The sequence below is a fragment of the Flavobacterium sp. SOK18b genome (assembly GCF_014156605.1).
GTDB lineage: Bacteria > Bacteroidota > Bacteroidia > Flavobacteriales > Flavobacteriaceae > Flavobacterium > Flavobacterium tiangeerense.
Genome location: NZ_QKNZ01000022.1, coordinates 1 through 17,855 on the forward strand (window position 1 = coordinate 1; position 17,855 = coordinate 17,855).

At 36.8% G+C, this 17,855-nt stretch carries 14 protein-coding genes; 9 read left to right on the forward strand and 5 right to left on the reverse strand.

Features of this window, described 5'->3' with window-relative positions:
• The first annotated feature begins 9 nt into the window (after positions 1-9).
• From DNC80_RS05185 to DNC80_RS05210, 6 genes are all read left to right on the forward strand, one after another.
• On the forward strand, positions 10-4,608 hold the full coding sequence (locus DNC80_RS05185) for a T9SS type B sorting domain-containing protein (protein ID WP_220485205.1): 4,599 nt from the start codon (positions 10-12) through the stop codon (positions 4,606-4,608).
• A gap of 39 nt (positions 4,609-4,647) precedes the next feature.
• Positions 4,648-5,610: a type IX secretion system membrane protein PorP/SprF gene (locus DNC80_RS05190; protein WP_182649810.1), complete on the forward strand. Its 963-nt coding sequence runs from the start codon at positions 4,648-4,650 to the stop codon at positions 5,608-5,610.
• 267 nt (positions 5,611-5,877) lie between these two features.
• Positions 5,878-7,065: a phosphoglycerate kinase gene (gene pgk / locus DNC80_RS05195; RefSeq protein WP_182649812.1), complete on the forward strand. Its 1,188-nt coding sequence runs from the start codon at positions 5,878-5,880 to the stop codon at positions 7,063-7,065.
• Positions 7,066-7,356: 291 nt separating this feature from the next.
• Positions 7,357-9,369 carry a LysM peptidoglycan-binding domain-containing protein gene (locus DNC80_RS05200; protein ID WP_182649815.1) on the forward strand — a complete coding sequence of 671 codons (2,013 nt, stop codon included), beginning with the start codon at positions 7,357-7,359 and terminating at the stop codon, positions 9,367-9,369.
• 47 nt (positions 9,370-9,416) lie between these two features.
• The gene (locus tag DNC80_RS05205; RefSeq protein WP_182649817.1) at positions 9,417-10,400 is read left to right on the forward strand and encodes a DUF4837 family protein; all 984 of its coding nucleotides are present in this window, start codon (positions 9,417-9,419) and stop codon (positions 10,398-10,400) included.
• Between the two features lie 29 nt (positions 10,401-10,429).
• Entirely contained in the window at positions 10,430-10,876 is a 447-nt protein-coding gene (locus tag DNC80_RS05210; protein WP_182649819.1) for a GNAT family N-acetyltransferase, read from the forward strand.
• 1 nt (position 10,877) lies between these two features.
• On the opposite strand, the gene DNC80_RS05215 is transcribed toward DNC80_RS05210, so the two are convergent.
• From DNC80_RS05215 to rnpA, 3 genes are read right to left on the reverse strand one after another with little or no spacing between them, the layout of a single operon-like run.
• On the reverse strand, positions 10,878-12,515 hold the full coding sequence (locus DNC80_RS05215; protein ID WP_182649821.1) for a S41 family peptidase: 1,638 nt from the start codon (positions 12,513-12,515) through the stop codon (positions 10,878-10,880).
• Between the two features lie 4 nt (positions 12,516-12,519).
• The gene (locus DNC80_RS05220) at positions 12,520-13,347 is read right to left on the reverse strand and encodes a DUF4349 domain-containing protein (protein ID WP_182649823.1); all 828 of its coding nucleotides are present in this window, start codon (positions 13,345-13,347) and stop codon (positions 12,520-12,522) included.
• A gap of 42 nt (positions 13,348-13,389) precedes the next feature.
• Positions 13,390-13,770, reverse strand: coding sequence for a ribonuclease P protein component (gene rnpA / locus DNC80_RS05225; protein WP_182649825.1), 381 nt, complete (start codon positions 13,768-13,770; stop codon positions 13,390-13,392).
• 115 nt (positions 13,771-13,885) lie between these two features.
• Here rnpA and DNC80_RS05230 point away from each other — a divergent pair, with 115 nt between their 5' ends.
• From DNC80_RS05230 to DNC80_RS05240, 3 genes are all read left to right on the forward strand, one after another.
• Entirely contained in the window at positions 13,886-14,620 is a 735-nt protein-coding gene (locus DNC80_RS05230) for a 1-acyl-sn-glycerol-3-phosphate acyltransferase (RefSeq protein ID WP_182649827.1), read from the forward strand.
• A gap of 10 nt (positions 14,621-14,630) precedes the next feature.
• Positions 14,631-15,620 carry an acyl-ACP desaturase gene (locus DNC80_RS05235; RefSeq protein WP_182649829.1) on the forward strand — a complete coding sequence of 330 codons (990 nt, stop codon included), beginning with the start codon at positions 14,631-14,633 and terminating at the stop codon, positions 15,618-15,620.
• Positions 15,621-15,709: 89 nt separating this feature from the next.
• Positions 15,710-16,363, forward strand: a complete 654-nt coding sequence (locus DNC80_RS05240) for an HD domain-containing protein (protein ID WP_182649831.1) — start codon at positions 15,710-15,712, stop codon at positions 16,361-16,363.
• A gap of 153 nt (positions 16,364-16,516) precedes the next feature.
• On the opposite strand, the gene DNC80_RS05245 is transcribed toward DNC80_RS05240, so the two are convergent.
• Positions 16,517-16,921, reverse strand: a complete 405-nt coding sequence (locus DNC80_RS05245; protein WP_144893552.1) for a hypothetical protein — start codon at positions 16,919-16,921, stop codon at positions 16,517-16,519.
• 144 nt (positions 16,922-17,065) lie between these two features.
• Positions 17,066-17,848, reverse strand: coding sequence for an enoyl-CoA hydratase/isomerase family protein (locus DNC80_RS05250; RefSeq protein WP_182649833.1), 783 nt, complete (start codon positions 17,846-17,848; stop codon positions 17,066-17,068).
• Between the last annotated feature and the right edge of the window lie 7 nt (positions 17,849-17,855).

The window sequence follows — 17,855 nt, forward strand, 5'->3', positions numbered from 1 at the left end:
CCAACAAATATGGATATTTCAGGTTCATTGATTTATTGTGCACCAGCTACAAGTACAACAAGTACGGTACTCATAAACAGTGTTACAAACGGTGTAGGTCCATTTACCTATCAAATGGTTTCGCCCTCTGTTATTAATAATTTTGGTTCCAATAGTTTTGCAGGTTTAGCAGCAGGCGATTATATGTTCCAAGTAACAGATGCTAATGGATGTACGTACCAAGAATTGTACACAGTGGCTCCACGTGTAAACATTGCAGCAACAGTAGCAACCATTACAAACGAAACTTGTTTTAACGCTAATAACGGAACAGCAACATTTACGGTAAGTAATTCAGCGGGTTATACTGCAACGCTAACAGTAGGTACTGGTTCTCCAGTAATTGCAGGAAACACGGTAAGCCTTACCGCATTGGTACCAGGAAATTATAACCTACAAGTGGTAGATACTACCACAGGATGTACAGCTGATGTACCATTTACAATAGTTGATGTTGCTCAAGTACTTGATTTTAACAGCACGGCTACCAATATTAATTGTAATGTAGATACTGCAACGATTACGGTAATGGCTACAGGTGGAACCCCTGATTATAAGTATGCGGTAGCACTAGCTACAGCACCAGCACCTGCAGTTACTTCTTATGGTTTGAGCAATTCGCTTGTAGTTGACACCAACAATGGTACCAATATGAACTGGATTGTTTATGTATTAGATGCAAATGGTTGTCCAATCAACAAACCACAAACCATTCTAGTAGATGCTAATCCTACTATTGCTTCAGCAGTAGCTACGCAGTGTCCGAGTGCAACAGGAACGTATAACATTACGGTAACAGCATCTGGCTTTAGTCCAGCACTAGAATACAGTGCTGATGGTAGCAACTACCAATCTGGAAATGTGATTACTGTAAATGCACCTGGTAATTATAATATTACAGTTCGTGATGCTAATGGATGTATTTCAGCAGCAACTGTTGTTTCTATAGTTAATCCTTTAATTTTAACACCAGTGGTGAGCATTCCAGTATCTTGTACTGGCGGTGACGGACAAATAACGGTAAGCACTACAGGAGGTTCAGGAAACTTTGTGTACAATATTGATGGTGCCCCTTTTGCAGCAGTAACAGCGTTTAACGCAGTTGCAGCAGGAAACCATATTATTGGTGTTCGTGATACAACAACTTTATGTGAAGTATTTGTTCCAGTAAACTTACAAGCAGCTACTTTAGTTACTGGATTTGCATTGGCTAAAACCGATGTAACCTGCAACGGTGGTAATGACGGAACTATTACTGCATCATTTGATACTCCAGCACCAGGTATCAACGATAACCCAGTATACTTATACAGTCTTAACTCAGGATTGCCACAAGCTTCAAACGTGTTTAGTAATTTAGTGGCAGGAACGTACACGGTTAGAGTGATTTCTAGCAGAGGTTGTGATGCTACAGCATCAATAACTATTAATCAACCAGGATTAATTACGGTTCCAGCACCAACTGTGGTACAGTTTGGTTGTGTAACGGGTAACACCGGCAACCTTGCTACTATTACAGTAACGGGAGTAACAGGAGGTTCAGGAACGTACTTGAATTACGAGTTTTTACGAAATGGTACACGCGTACAATTTGGAAACAGTAATGTGTATACAGAAACGGTACTTACTGGCGGAAACTATACGGTAAACGTATTTGATAATCGTGGATGCGTGGGTAGCACTACAACTCCAATAACTATTGCACCTTACGTAGCACTTGATGCTGTATCGGTAACTGTTAATCGACCTATCACTTGCGCCGTGCTAGAAAATATTACTGTAAGTGTTGCTACAAATCCTGCAACTGCCACTCCTAATTTAGAATATACTATTGTGTACAAAGATCCAATTACAGGAGCTTTAACAGGTCTGTATCCAACTACAACAAATACTGATGGTATATTTACTAATTTACCAATTGGGGATTACAACATTACCGTTCGCAACTTAGATACGAATTGCGAAATACGTGCGGTTCATTTTGTAAACAATCCAAACACTTTTGATTTGGTGGTTAACGCTACTACTGATGTAACGTGTTTGAATGATACGAATGGAACAGCCACCATAACATTAGTTGATCGTTTGATCACTACAACACCAGTTAATGGTAATGAAGCAGGACCTTTTAGCTATACGCTTCAAAATGCTGCGGGCTTAAATGTAGGAAGTGGTACTGCTACTAACGCAGGACCAATTACGCTTACAGGTCTAGCGGCAGGAACATACACAATAAGTGCTACCTTGTCTCAAACCCCAGATTGTACAGTTACAACAAGCTTTACAATTGCGGCACCAGCTGCAGCACTTGATATAACTGAAACCCATACAGAGATTACTTGTGTAACAGGTAATAATGATGGTTCTATATCTGTTGCAGCAACAGGAGGTTGGCCAGGAAGCTATCAATTTGAATTGGTAGGTCCTACAGCAGCACAAAGTGTAGCGTATGGAACTCAAACGGTATTCACAGGCTTAACTGCTGGTTCTTACACTGTAAATGTGAGAGACAGTAAAGGATGTGTGAACTCTGAAATTGTAGTACTTAATAATCCAACACTTATTGCTTTTGTAGCAGTACCTAGTACTACTCTTGTTTCTTGTATTAACGACACAAGTGCTACTATCACGGTAACTACAGGACCTACTGGTGGATCTGGAAGTTATTTATATACCTTGATTAGAACTGACGCAGGCGGTATGGTAACAACCAGTGGACCACAAAGTGCCAATACGTTCAACAATTTAGGTGCTGGTACGTATCAAGTACGAGTATCTGATTCTTGGTCTTGTGCTACAACATCAAGTAATATTGTGATCAATGAACCAACAAGAGTAACGGCAGCTTTAGCATTGGCTACAGCCAAAACATGTGCTACTAATGCTAGACTTACGCTTACAGCTGCTGGTGGAACGGCACCGTATACATACAGCACTACCCCTAATTTTGCAACTGCAACAATAATGGTAGGTAACACAGCTACATTCTCTGTACCTGTAGGAACGCATAGCTACTACATTCGTGATAATAACGGTTGTGTAAGTTTCATCTCTAACGATGTTAAAATTGAAGAGGTTCCTGCGTTAACCCTTGAATTGGATATTCAAAACGCAAGGATCAATTGTACAGGTGATGCATCAGGAGTGATTGTTGCTTTGGCACAGGGAGGTTTAGGTAACTATGTGTACACACTTTTAGATAGTACGGGCAATCCAGTACCATTTACGGTAACACAAACTACACCGGGTAACTTTACCAATATTCCTGCTGGAAATTATGTAGTTCGTGTAGTAAGCCAAGATTGTGCTGCGGTAACTTCTAGTGTTGTAAACATAATAGAACCGCAAGTGCCACTTACTCAAACGCACGTTGTAACACCTATTACGTGTGCAGGTGAACGCAATGGTCGTGTTGTTATCACAGGATCAGGTGGAACAGGAATCATTCAATATGCTATATCTACCAGATCAGATCAATTTTTTGAATCGGGTGTTTTTGAAAACTTAAGTCCAGGAACATACACTTTTATTGTACAAGATCAAAACGGTTGCCAAGCTCCAATGCCACCGGTAGTAATCACAGATCCATCATCTATATTTGCTACTGTGCTTCCTAACAGTTCGGTTCCAGAAGTATGTGCGGGTGATGCAGATGGAGCTTTTAGCATAAACATTACAGGAGGAAACGCTCCATACAGTGTAAGTTTAAATAATAGAAACGGAACCTACACTACGGGAACGCTTACACAAACACAATTTGATTTCAGTGGTTTATCTGGAAACGAACAAATTGTATACATACGTGATGCTAATGGTTGTGAAAGCGATTTTTCTGTTATGCTTGGAGAACCAGTAACGCTTAATCCTGAAGCAGATGTCAACTATGATTGTGTGAACAACAGTCAAGTGAACTCAGTAACCATTACGGTAGCTGCTGGAAACGTGCCTGCTGACTTAGATTATTCACTTGATGGGTCATTAGTGTTCCAAACCAGTAATGTGTTCAATAACTTGAGCGCAGGTAGACATACTGTTGATGTAAGACATACTAACGGTTGTATCAAGCAAGTAATCTTTAATGTAGATCAAATAAATCCAATTACAATCGCACTGTCTGATGGCGGATTGAATGAGATTGTTTCTACTGTTTCAGGAGGTTTTGGTAACTACCAATACAGCTTAAACGGAGAGCCTCAAGGAAGTCAAGGTAATTTCATCATTTACAAATCGGGTGATTACACGGTGACGGTTACTGATGCCAATGGTTGTTCTGCAACAGCTACTCGTTATTTTGAGTTCATTGATATCAAGATTCCAAATGTGTTTACACCAAATGGGGACGGTAATAATGATACTTGGGCGCCAACAAATACAATTAATTACAAAGATTTAATCTTTGAAGTATTTGACAGATACGGCCGTAAAATAGGCACATACAGAGAAGGTCAGTCTTGGAATGGTAAATACAACGGAAATGAATTACCTTCGGGAGATTACTGGTACATCCTTAGATTGAGAAATGTACAAGATGCTCGAGAATTTGTTGGACATTTCACATTGTACAGATAATATAGAGAATTGCATATGTTCTCAAAAAAATATAGTAAAATGAAAAAAATCATCCTTTCAATGTTGCTCTTGGTGGTGGGTTCAAGCCACGGCCAAGAGTTAAACTTGCCCGTTTTTACGCAATATCTTGCGGATAATCCTTTTGTGGTTTCTCCTACTTTTGCCGGTATTGGGGATAACTTGAGGATACGTGCCAATGGCTTGACGCAGTGGGTAGGAATTAAAGGCGCACCTGAAAACCAATCTATTTATGCTGATTTTAGGGTGGCTGATCAATCGGGTGTGGGAATTTCTGCGTACAATGATAAAAACGGAAATACGATGCAACAAGGGATCAAAGCCTCTTTTGCACACCACATTATCTTGGATTATTATTCAAAGCAGTATTTATCTTTTGGTATTTCGTATAACTTGAACACCTTTAAAATAGATGTTGATGCTTTACAACCTATCAATAATGACCCTACTATAAACAACAATAGGTTTGTGGCCAATAACAATTTTGATGTGGGTTTCTTATATCGTAACAAAGCCTATTATGTGAGTTTCAATGCCAGTAACATTTTGGACAAAGATATTGATCAATTTAGTGGAGTGGAGCCGAGTTTGGTTCGGAACTACCAAGTTTATTCAGGATATGTATTTAGAAGTAGAACCTACAACAGGTCAGAGTTTGAACCTTCAGTTTACTACCAATATTTTGCTGGAGATAAACGTTCTAGTACCGATATCAACATCAAATATCGTAAATACGATCGTAATGATGATTATTTATGGGCAGGTGCATCGTACCGATTCTTAAATGATCAAATAGGAAAACCGCTTAACGTAGGCCCTATGGTAGGATTTAAGAAATCGAATTTTTATTTTGGGTATTCGTACCAAGTAATTTTGAATCGTTTAGGGAGTTTTAACTCTGGAACGCACGTTGTGACTATAGGTCTTGACTTCCTTCAAGGAGTAAGTGATTGCCCATGTACGCAAAACCCAATTATTGATTAAAGCAATGCACGAAACCCACTTACAATCCGATTGTCCCCACAATCGGATTTTTTGTTTCCATCCTTTAGGTTTTGTTCAATGTCGCTATTCTAAATGTAATTTTTAGGAAGCGACTGTAGCTCCGAAGCAGTGTTGTGTTATTAGTTCGTAATTGATAACGATTTCGTTAGTAACTAAAGTAGATTTTTTGGTTTTCACCAATTTGTTACCATACTAAAAGTGCTATATTTGTTTCTCCTTGAAAAAACAAACAATAACAACATACACATGAAAACCGTACAAGATTTCGATTTTAAAAATAAGAAAGCGCTCATTCGAGTAGATTTTAACGTGCCATTAGACGAGCAATTTCAAGTAACTGATTCCACGCGTATTGAAGCAGCCAAACCTACTATTGATGCTATTTTAGCACAAGGGGGAAGCGTAATATTAATGTCGCATTTAGGACGACCAAAAGGTGTAGAAGCCAAATATTCACTACAACATATTGTACAAACTACTTCAGAAATCCTGGGTGTTCCGGTTCAATTTGCATCAAATTGTGTGGGTGAAGTGGCTCAAGAGGCTTCGCAAAACTTGGCAGCAGGAAGCGTATTGATTCTTGAAAATTTACGCTTTCATCCAGAGGAAGAGGCAGGAGACGTAGCTTTTGCCAAAGAATTAGCCAGTCTAGGAGATATTTATGTGAATGATGCTTTTGGTACAGCGCATAGAGCACATGCATCTACCACTATCATCGCACAGTTTTTTCCAGAGCATAAATGTTTTGGGTTGTTGCTTGCCAAAGAAATTGAGAGTTTAAATAAGGTGTTGAAAAACAGTGAAAAACCAGTTACTGCGGTTTTGGGTGGTTCTAAAGTTTCTTCTAAAATCACAGTGATCGAAAATATTTTAGATAAAGTAGACCACATGATCATAGGTGGCGGAATGACTTTTACTTTTGTGAAAGCGCTAGGAGGCAAAATAGGAAACTCTATTTGCGAAGATGACAAACAAGACTTAGCACTAGAAATTTTGCGTTTAGCCAAAGAAAAAGGGGTTCAAATACATCTTCCGGTTGATGTTGTAGCGGCAGATGCTTTTGCAAATGATGCTCAAACGCAAGTAGTGGATGTAAATAGTATCCCAGACGGCTGGCAAGGTCTTGACGCAGGACCAAAATCATTAGACCTTTTTAAAGAAGTGATTATGGAATCTAAAACGATATTGTGGAATGGACCTTTGGGAGTATTTGAATTAGAAAATTTCGCAAATGGAACTATTACATTAGGGAATTACATTGCCGAGGCTACAGCCAAGGGAGCTTTTTCACTTGTGGGTGGTGGTGACTCTGTGGCTGCAGTAAAACAATTTGGACTAGAAGACAAAGTAAGCTATGTGTCTACGGGAGGAGGAGCCATGCTAGAAATGCTTGAGGGTAGAGTACTTCCTGGTATTGCAGCTATCCTTGAATAAGGATCCAAAGACCACTTTGTAAATGCAAAAATATATTTTTAAAGTAGTTTTTACAGGCTACTAATTGAAAACTAGGCCTCAACAACGAAAAAAGTTGTTGAGGTTTTTTATTTTGGATACTAATTTAGTTTGGTATCGCCACTTATTTTCTTAAATCGATAGATATTCCTTATAAATGTATCAATTATTGCATTTTTAACACTTTTTAAAGACGTTTTTTAGAAAAAACCCGTTAAGTTTGTAAATCAAGCTTTGTAATCATTTGAAATATAGGTCTTTGATCGTAAAAATATGAATATAAAAAATACCACTGTTGCACTATTACTTTTGTTTTCGGCCAATTTGTTTGCACAAGATGCAAATGACACCCAATCCATTTTAAAAATAGCACCTAAAATTTCGTACCTCGATTCTATCAAGAAAACCTTTGTAAACGATAAAGTTGCCGCACGCGTTGACAGTTTGTGGATGAAAGAACTCAACGATCTTGATTTATTTACTTCATTCTCTGAAGAAATAAAAAATACCAATCTTGATCTTGCCATAGATTTTGAATTGCCTACAGATTTACTTAAACAAAGATTGGCTGCCATGGATGCAAAGTCACCTTTTAATATTGAGTACAATCCTGGATTAGAAAACTTAATTAAATCTTTTTTGAAAAACAGAAAAAAATCCTTTGAACGCCTTATGGCAGTTTCAGAATATTATTTTCCGTTAATGGAGGAAGCCTTAGCAAAGCAAAATGTCCCACTCGAAATTAAATATCTAGCAGTGGTTGAGTCGGCATTAAATCCTAAAGCAGTTTCCCGAATGGGCGCTACAGGATTGTGGCAGTTCATGTATCAAACCGGAAAACAATACGGTCTTAAAATAGATTCTTATGTAGATGAAAGAAGTGATCCACTGAAATCTAGCGACGCTGCAACGCAATATATGACCAATATGTACAAGATATTTGGAGATTGGGATTTGGTTTTAGCAGCCTACAACTCTGGACCAGGAAACGTTGCCAAAGCCATCAGACGTTCTGGAGGTCAACAAAATTATTGGAACATTCGAAAAAATTTACCCCGTGAAACTCAAGGTTATGTACCTGCTTTTTTAGCAACCATGTATATTTATGAATACCACAAAGAACATGGTATTGTTCCTAATAGAGCCAAAGTAAAACACTTTGCTACAGATACGGTGATGATTAAACGTCAAATGACGTTCAAACAAATATCGGAATTACTAGATGTCCCGGTAGCACAATTACAGCTTTTAAATCCGTCTTACAAGCTAAACGTGGTTCCTTTTTATCACGATCAAACCCATTTTTTAAGATTACCACAGGAAAAAGTTGCCGTTTTTGCCTCAAACGAAGACAAAATATATGCCTACGCACAATATGAAAAAGACAAAAGTGAAAAACCCTTTATGTTAGCTAAAACAACTGTTGTTAAAGACAGTCTTAGAGCTAATACTGAAAGTCTGGCCGCAACCAAAAGTGTGTATTACAAAGTTAAAAAAGGGGATAATATTGCTAGTGTAGCTCTAAAATATGGGGTAACTATTGCCGAAATTAAAAAATGGAATCACATCAAGGGCAACAATATTGCATACGGACGAAGTTTAAAAATCAATACTGATCCTACTGCACTAAAGGAAATAAAGTCTGAATCTAAAAATACGGTTTCTAAAAATACAGCCCTTGCAGATGCTAAAGTAAATAAAGAGGATAAGTCTGTTGATGCGTCAAACACCGCTTCAACTTATGTAGTACAAAAAGGAGATAACTTGGGGAGTATTGCAAAGAAACACAATTTGACAGTTACTGAGATTCAAAAGTTAAATGGTTTAACTACGGCTTCTGTACAAACAGGATTGGTTTTGCAATTGAGTCCAAAAGAAACGGATGCTAAACCAGATGCAGCAACAAGTCCGTTGCGTAAAGATGTCGAGTATGTTGTTTTAAAAGGAGATAATTTAGGTGCAATTGCGACTAAATTTGGCGCCACTGTTCCCGAATTAAAATCGTGGAATAACCTACCTGATAATACTATTACAATAGGAAAATCTCTTATTGTTGCCAAGGATGAAATAGCAATCAATACTGATAAAGCTACTGTAGATACTTTTAAAACAAAGAAAAATACATCTGCTGCGAAAACTGCTTCAGAATATTTTGTGAAAAAAGGAGATTCCTTATTTAGTATTTCTAAAAAATATCCAGGTGTAACCATCAATGATTTGAAAAAGTGGAACGGTATTAGTGGTGAAGATATCAAACCAGGTATGAAGTTAAAAATAAACGGATAATACGGCTTTGTTCTTTATATTTGGGTTTTACTAAACAACACCCAGCAATGCATCGATTTTATTGTTTCCTCATTTTTGCGACACTTTCTTTGTTTTCTTGTCAAAAGGATAACAGCTCGTTGCCGCGCATTACTACAGGTAAAATCAACACCATATCGGTTATTATTGAAGATCAGTTGTGGAATGGTGAAATAGGAGATAGCATCAGGAATAAATTTGCTGCGCCAGTAATAGGCTTGCCTCAAGAAGAACCTCTTTTTAACATCAATCAATATCCTGTGAAACTTTTAGAAGGTTTCATGACCGATACGCGAGCGATAATTGTGGTAAAAAAAACTGAGTTCAATAAATTTGAAATCAAGAAAAATCAATATGCGAGTCCGCAAAATGTTTTTCATATTTCAGGAAGAACAGTAAGTGATATTGTGACAATCATGGAGCAAAATGCACCTCAAATGATCAGCATGATTAAAAATGCTGAAATTGCGGCTAGCCAAAAAATAAACAAACAATCTTTACTGGATCCTAAAATTATTGAGAACAAGTTTCATACAGCCATTCAAGTTCCTACAGGTTATGTGTATGTCTTGCAAAAACGAAATTTCTTGTGGCTCAAAAAAGAATTTATTGGTGGAAACACTAGTCTCTTGCTCTATCAAGTTCCTCTAGATAAATATAGAACCGATAAAAACTGGAGTGCAAAGGTGATTCAATTGCGCGATTCTATAGGCAATTTGTACATCAGAGGGAAAGAACCGCATACTAATATGATTACAGAGGAGGCGTATTCCCCTTATTTTTTTAAGACAAAACTCAACAAATACACCGCTTATGAAACTAAGGGAACTTGGCAATTGAATAATGATTTCATGTCGGGGCCTTTTATCAATTATGCAATAGTAGATACCACCTACAACCGATTGCTAGTTCTAGAAGGTTTTTGTTATGCGCCTTCAAAGGATAAAAGAGATTTAATGCACGAATTAGAGTCCATTATAAAATCGGCACAGATTATCAAAAAAGAGCCTTAAATTGCTTTAATTTGTATAAAAAACAGCACATGACACTACAATGGGAAATAAAAGCTTTTGAAGCACTTACAGTTTTTGAGTTATATGATATTTTAAAGTTACGAAGCGAGATCTTTGTAGTTGAGCAAAACTGTGTGTACCTAGACTTAGACGGTAAAGATAAAGTAGCCTTACACCTTATGGGCGTTTATGACGGTAAAATAGTGGCGCATTCTAGATTGTTTCAACCCGGAATAAGTTTTGATTTTGCCTCAATAGGTAGAGTTACTGTTGATGCTAATTACCGTGATCGCAAATGGGGACATGACCTTATGCGCGAGTCTATTGCGGGCATAGCGAAACATTTTGGCGAAAGCCAAATCACAATAGGAGCCCAGTTGTACCTAAAAAAGTTTTACGAAAGCCACGGTTTTGTACAAACCAGTGAGATGTATCTTGAAGATGATATCCCACACATAGAAATGCAAAAACAGTAAGTTACATTTTTAAGATAGCTTTGTAGGCAGCGGCATCGTTTAAGAGTGTCGTTGCTTTCTTGATTTCGATGTTGTTTTTGGTGTAATATTGGTACAAACCTTCTTGGTATTGAAAACGTTTGATAATTTCATCAACCATTAAGCCCTTGATTTCTTTTTGATGTTTGTCTAGCAATGCATTTTCAGATTTTTGCAAGGCGGTCAATAATTGCTGGTACTCTACTTGAATGGATTCGTCTAGCTTTTCTTTTTTGGCTACAGCCAAAGTATTTTTCAAAGCCAATTCGGTTTCTGTGTCAAAGGAGAATTTTTGAGCTTTTAAATAGTTTTTAAAATCAGCATAATCAGCATCACTGATCACTGGAATTTGATTTCCAAGTGTTGGGTTTTTGTAACAGTAACTGGTAACGTAGTTAAAGATTCCGTCGTTGAGAAGCAAGGCGTTTGTGATAGGACTAGATTTGGTTTCTTCTAAAACTACATCAGGTTGAATACCTCCGCCGTCATACACAGTTCTACCTTTTCGGGTTTTAAATGCGTTAAAGTTCTTCTCTTCGGTTTTCAAAGCCATTCCGTTTTTGTCTTTTTTAGAATAATCCAATGCTTGAATGCATCTTCCTGAGGGAGTGTAATAGCGCGAAATGGTCACTTTGAGTTGGGTACCATAAGTTAAATCAACAGGACGTTGTACTAGTCCTTTTCCAAAACTACGACTTCCTACCACTACCGCACGATCTAAATCCTGCAACGCACCTGCAACAATTTCTGAAGCGGATGCACTACGACCGTTTACCAAAACAATCAAAGGAATGTCCAAATCCACCGGCTCTCTGGTAGTTTTATAGGTAGTATTGTGTTTGTCAATTTTAGACTTTGTGGTTACAATAGTTTCGTTTTTGGCTACAAATAAATTGCAAATATTTACAGCTTCATTCAGTAACCCGCCGGGATTGTCTCTTACATCTAGAATGATGCGTTCTGCTCCTTCTTTTTTGAGTTGTTCTAGTGCTTCTTTGGTTTCAAAAGAGGCTTTTTTGTTAAAATGAGACAAGACAATGTAACCCGTTTTATCATCTATTTTTGCAAAAAACGGTACCGATTTAATTTCTACTTCATCCAATACAATTTGTGTGGTATTCGGTTTGCCTTGTCTGAGGTACTTTACTGTAATTTTTGTGTTTTTAGAACCCTTGAGTAATTGCGATGCATCATCCTTAAAATCTGATAAAAGCACATCACCTATTTGAATGATCTCATCACCTGCTTTTAAACCCGCTTTGTCTGCTGGGAAATTTTTATACGGTTCTTTGATAATCAGTTTGTCTTCTTTGCGGGTCAGTATAGCGCCTATTCCGGTATATTCACCTGTATTGTTGATTTTAAACTTCACAACATCCTGCTCGTTAAAATAGACCGTGTACGGATCTAAATTAGCCAACATGGCCTTAATGGCTTTGTCCATTAACTCGCCTGGATTAGTCTCATCTACATAATTGCGGTTCAATTCTTTGAAAAGCGTGGTGAAGATTTCGATTTGTTTGGCAATTTCGAAGAAATCATCTTTGAAACTGCTTCCAATGAATAAAACTGCCGAAGCAACAACGGGTAATATGAATTTTTTTTTGAGGAAAGAATACATGTTTTTATATTTTTTTTGACTTAAATCGTTTTCTAATAAAGTAACCTAAAGCAATCATAATGAGGATAAATGGCCAAATACTGAGTAAATTGATAAACAAACTCGAGAGACTATTGAACCCTGATTTGATGGCGGTCCAAATTTTTGTTCCATATGATTCTGTAGCGCCACTAGCCTCTGCAACAGATTTATAAAATTCTATGGTTATGGTGCTGTAGGAAACTTGGTTTTGCATGTAGTTCAATTGCCCTTCTTTGGCTTCAATTTCTTCTCGAATAGCCGAAAGTTGTTTTTCAATTTCTAGCATTTCGGTAACCTTGTTTGCTTTTTTCAAAAGTTCTAGATACCGGTTTTCCAATACTTTCTTTGCTTTTAAGCGGGCATCAAGATCTATAAATTCAGCAGTGACATCCTGTGAAGTTATTTCTTTAGTGTCAAAATACGCAACTCCTTTTGAAATCGAAGCTATAAAAACATCAAAGTTTTGGCTTGGTACACGAACGGTTAGATTTCTAAAAACCGACTCGTAATCTTTGCCTTCATTGTCGTTTTGGATCGTTGCTTTACTATTTTTTACTGCATTTTGTATTTGGGTATATGTAGCTTCTAAATCATTGGTTTCAAAACGAAGGTTACCTGTTTTGATGATTTTTTGTTCTGTTTTTTCTTTTTCAGGCGAGTCCATTTTATCAGCACTGTAGTTGCCATTTTGTCCAGATTCTCTTTTTGCAGGAAGTTTAATAGCTGTGATTTTCATATCTAATTCAGCTTCTTCTTTTTTACAACTCCCCAAACACAAGAGTACAAGAATAAATAAGAGTATTGACTTCATAAATAGGTTGTTTTAATGCTAAAAATACAAAAAATAGAATTGCTACTCTTCTTTTTTTATTTGTAGCAAAAACTTTTCAAACAATTGAACGGTTTTAGTATTGATTTCTTGGTAAGTCAAGCGGTCTTTGGTTTGATAAAAAAACATGAAGGAATACGGTTGATCAAGATTATCAAGCAACAAATGTTTATTTAGGCGATAGGTTTCGCGCAGTACACGTTTGAAATAATTGCGGTCTACTGCTTTTTTAAAATTCTTTTTGGATACGGAAACGCCTATTTTTATTTTTTCACTTTCGCCAAAAGTACCTGCTTTGTATACCAATCGCAACGGATATTTGGATACGGATTTACCCTCAGTAAATAATAAACCAATGGTTATTTTGCTTTTTAGTTTCTCGGTTTTAGAGTATTTGAAATTCATATATAGGGAACGTATTTTGGATAGCAAAGGTACAATTAAAGCTGTTTTTTGCGACTTTTTCTGGATGAAATACCGCTAAAAATATATTTATTACTTTTGCAGAAATTTTTTAAGCATGCAAAAAATAATTTCGTACCCTTTATCTGTTGTTTATTATCTCTGTTTTAGTCTAACATTGCTTGTTTTTCATCCTATTCAATGGATTTGTTTCAACGTTTTTGGCTATCAAGCGCATAAAAAGAGTGTGGATTATTTGAATTTTTTCTTGGTAAAATGCACTAATTTGCTTGGAACTACGTATACTTTTACAAATAGAGATATCATCCCAAAGGATGTACCCTTGATTTTTGTGTGCAACCATCAAAGTATGTACGATATTATTGCAATGATTTGGTATTTTAGACGGTTTCATTGTAAATTTGTGAGTAAGAAAGAATTAGGTAAAGGAATACCAAGTGTGTCCTATAATTTGCGCCATGGTGGATCAGTACTAATTGATAGAAAAGATCCCAAACAAGCCATTCCTGCTATAAGAAGTTTATCAGAGTATATAGAAAAGCACAAGCGTTCTGCCGTTATTTTTCCAGAAGGAACCCGAAGTAAAACAGGAAAACCAAAAGAGTTTTCACAAACAGGATTAAAAATGCTGTGCAAGAGTGCCCCATCGGCCTACGTAGTTCCAGTAAGCATCAACAACTCTTGGAAAATGGTTAAATTTGGTTTTTTCCCCGTAGGTTTAGGAAATCATCTTACCTTTGTAGTGCACGAACCGCTTGCTGTAAGCGAATATGATTTTGCTGATTTGATGGTGAAAACCGAAACAGCCGTTGTGAATGGAATAAAAATTTAATTTATATAAAATGTCAATAAAAAACATTCGATTAGAAGTAATGCAGTTTTTAGAGAAAAACGTAGATAGCTTTGTCGATCAGTATCTTATTCCTGTTGAGAAGATATGGCAACCCACAGATTTTTTACCAGATTCCCAGAGCGATACTTTTTTTGATGAAGTAAAAGAACTACGTGAAATTGCTAAAGATTTGCCTTATGATTTCTGGGTAACACTAGTTGGTGATACCATTACAGAGGAAGCGTTGCCTACCTATGAGTCTTGGCTTATGGATGTAGAAGGAATAGATAATGTAGAGCGCAACGGATGGTCTAAATGGATCAGACAATGGACAGGCGAGGAAAACCGTCATGGTGATTTACTAAATAAATACTTGTACTTATCCGGTAGAGTGAACATGCGTGAAGTAGAAATGACTACACAGCACTTGATCAATGATGGTTTTGATATTGGTACTGGAAGAGATCCTTATAAGAACTTTATCTACACTAGTTTTCAAGAACTAGCTACCTATGTATCTCATAACAGAGTAGCTCAAATAGCTAAGAAATACGGAGACAACAAACTTTCTAAAATGTGCAAAATGATTGCAGGCGATGAAATGCGTCACCATCATGCCTATAGCGAGTTTGTAAACCGAATTTTCCAAATTGATCCAAGCGAGATGATGCTTGCTTTCCAATACATGATGAAAGCAAAAATTGTGATGCCGGCTCATTTCTTGAGAGAATCTGGTGAAAAAATAAGTACAGCTTTTGAACAGTTTTCTGATTCTGCACAGCGTATTGGGGTGTATACTGCAGTAGACTATGTTGAAATTATGCAAAAATTAATTGATAAATGGGAAATTGATAAAATAGCTGGTTTAACAGACGAAGCCGAAAAAGCCCGTGACTATTTGATGAAATTACCTGGTAGAATGGCCAAAATCTCTGAGCGTTTGGTAATTCCTCAAGAATCTCACATTTTCAAATGGGTTGAGCCTGCATTAATACGCTAATTCACCCATACGAATACCCAATATAAATGTTGGATTTTAAAGTTTTGCAACTTTAAGGTTCAACATTTTTTTTAAAAACAAAAGATATAATGACAAATCCTGATTTGATAAACAAGACAATTCTTTTTGTAAAAGAAGAATTGAAAAATGCCGAGGGCGGACACGATTGGTTTCATATCGAAAGAGTGTTTAAGAATACAGTGCTAATTGCTAGCACGGAAAATTGTGATAGTACCGTTGTCCAGCTTGGTGCGTTGCTACATGATATTGCCGATAGTAAATTTCACGATGGTGACGAAACGGTAGGGCCAAGAGTTGCTCGAAAATTTTTAGAATTGGAACATGTTAAAGAGGAAATTATTACGCATGTGGTTCAAATCATTGAAAACATATCTTATAAAGGTGGTAATGTTGAACGAAAATTTTCCTCCATTGAACTAGATGTAGTTCAGGACGCGGATCGTTTAGACGCCATAGGAGCCATAGGAATTGCTAGAGCATTCAATTATGGAGGTTTTAAAAATAGAGCGCTGTATGACCCTGAAATTTCTCCAAACACCAGCATGACCAAGGATGAATACAAAAAGAATGATGCTCCAACAATAAATCATTTCTACGAAAAGCTTTTGCTGTTAAAAGATAAAATGAATACCGAAACTGGGAAGAAGATAGCGCAAGAAAGACACCAATACATGGAAGGTTTTCTAGCTCAGTTTTATGCAGAATGGGAAGGGGAGAAGTAAGTTAGCAGTTTTCAGTGTACAGTTTTTGAGCTTGTTATCTTTCAAAAAAAATGGAATTAGGACTTGCAATAGATGCATCCTACCAATTCATCCAGCTGTGTTTTGACAAATGCTGGTTTTCAAGTCGAAGACCAGCATTTGTTATCAAAAATTTTATGCTGAAATCCCTTTTTCTTTCATTTCTAGAATGACATCCGATGCGTTTTTAAAGGTAGGTGCTTGCTCAATGATAGTTCCTACTCTTTTTTTATTGAGTTTAAACGTAATGTCATTTTCTGTGGTGAAGAGTAAAGCTGTCAAAAAAGGGTTGTTCATATAAGGGGCCAATACAATAAACGCCTCATCAAGGGTATGGAAACTTTCTATTTCTTCGGTTTTGTAACGCGCCGTTATAGACATACAAAACACATCGTTTTCTTGTAAAACAGGACGCACATAAATATTTTTCAATTCTGTATCACCAATGGTTTTGGCTAGGGTTAACTTTGCATACGTATAGTTATCGATACTTTCTTTTACTTTTTCCCAGAACAGATCAAATACAGGTTGGAAGGACATAATTAGAATTTAAAGAGTGAAATAATCACAAATGAAATGCAAAATTAAGCCTTGTGCAGCAAACAAATCCTTTTTGTGAAAAAAATTATTTAAAACAATGTGTGTTTAAACTAAAAAGAGAACCAATCTGGTTCTCTCTTATTTTTATTTCCCTGTAAAAACTGCTTTTCTTTTCTCTAAGAAAGCTGTTGTTCCTTCTTTAAAATCTTCGGTTCCAAAACATTTTCCAAAGGATTTAATCTCTGTTTCAAATCCGTTTTTACCTTCTTTGAAATTAGCATTAACTGCTTTTATTGCTTTGCCAATAGCGTAAGGAGAGTTCTTAATTATTTTATTGGCTACGCTAATGCAATAATCTAAAAGTTCAGCTTCTGGGACTACGTGATTTACCAATCCTATTCGGTAAGCATCTTGTGCAGTTACCATTCCTGCAGTCATAATCATTTCCATGGCGCGGCCTTTTCCTACTAGTTGAGGCAATCTTTGCGTTCCACCATAACCTGGAATTACACCCAATGAAACTTCTGGTAATCCCATTTTAGCATTTGCAGAGGCAATTCTAAAATGACACGACATAGCCAATTCAAGTCCGCCTCCTAGTGCAAAACCATTAACTGCGGCAATAACAGGTGTTTTTAAATTTTCGATAAAATCAAATAATTTTTCTTGACCTTCTGCTGCAAGTTGGGATCCTTGTTCTATGGAGAAATTTGCAAATTCTGAAATATCAGCTCCTGCTACAAAAGCTTTTTCGCCACTTCCTGTTAAAATAATAGCACGAATCTCATTGTTTTTTGACAGTAATTTAAAGGCTTTGTTCAAATCAGAAATGGTTGCCACATTCAAAGCATTCAACTTTGTAGGTCTATTGATAGTTACAGTAGCAATGTTTTCTTGGGTAGTAACCAAAATATTTTCGTAGTTCATAAGTATT

What these genes read in the sequence shown, in the direction of transcription:
- DNC80_RS05185 (WP_220485205.1), top strand. Translation starts at nt 10, where the DNA reads ATGGATATTTCAGGTTCATTGATTTATTGTGCACCAGCTACAAGTACA.
- DNC80_RS05190 (WP_182649810.1), top strand. Translation starts at nt 4,648, where the DNA reads ATGAAAAAAATCATCCTTTCAATGTTGCTCTTGGTGGTGGGTTCAAGC.
- pgk (WP_182649812.1), top strand. Translation starts at nt 5,878, where the DNA reads ATGAAAACCGTACAAGATTTCGATTTTAAAAATAAGAAAGCGCTCATT.
- DNC80_RS05200 (WP_182649815.1), top strand. Translation starts at nt 7,357, where the DNA reads ATGAATATAAAAAATACCACTGTTGCACTATTACTTTTGTTTTCGGCC.
- DNC80_RS05205 (WP_182649817.1), top strand. Translation starts at nt 9,417, where the DNA reads ATGCATCGATTTTATTGTTTCCTCATTTTTGCGACACTTTCTTTGTTT.
- DNC80_RS05210 (WP_182649819.1), top strand. Translation starts at nt 10,430, where the DNA reads ATGACACTACAATGGGAAATAAAAGCTTTTGAAGCACTTACAGTTTTT.
- DNC80_RS05215 (WP_182649821.1), bottom strand. Translation starts at nt 12,515, where the DNA reads ATGTATTCTTTCCTCAAAAAAAAATTCATATTACCCGTTGTTGCTTCG.
- DNC80_RS05220 (WP_182649823.1), bottom strand. Translation starts at nt 13,347, where the DNA reads ATGAAGTCAATACTCTTATTTATTCTTGTACTCTTGTGTTTGGGGAGT.
- rnpA (WP_182649825.1), bottom strand. Translation starts at nt 13,770, where the DNA reads ATGAATTTCAAATACTCTAAAACCGAGAAACTAAAAAGCAAAATAACC.
- DNC80_RS05230 (WP_182649827.1), top strand. Translation starts at nt 13,886, where the DNA reads ATGCAAAAAATAATTTCGTACCCTTTATCTGTTGTTTATTATCTCTGT.
- DNC80_RS05235 (WP_182649829.1), top strand. Translation starts at nt 14,631, where the DNA reads ATGTCAATAAAAAACATTCGATTAGAAGTAATGCAGTTTTTAGAGAAA.
- DNC80_RS05240 (WP_182649831.1), top strand. Translation starts at nt 15,710, where the DNA reads ATGACAAATCCTGATTTGATAAACAAGACAATTCTTTTTGTAAAAGAA.
- DNC80_RS05245 (WP_144893552.1), bottom strand. Translation starts at nt 16,921, where the DNA reads ATGTCCTTCCAACCTGTATTTGATCTGTTCTGGGAAAAAGTAAAAGAA.
- DNC80_RS05250 (WP_182649833.1), bottom strand. Translation starts at nt 17,848, where the DNA reads ATGAACTACGAAAATATTTTGGTTACTACCCAAGAAAACATTGCTACT.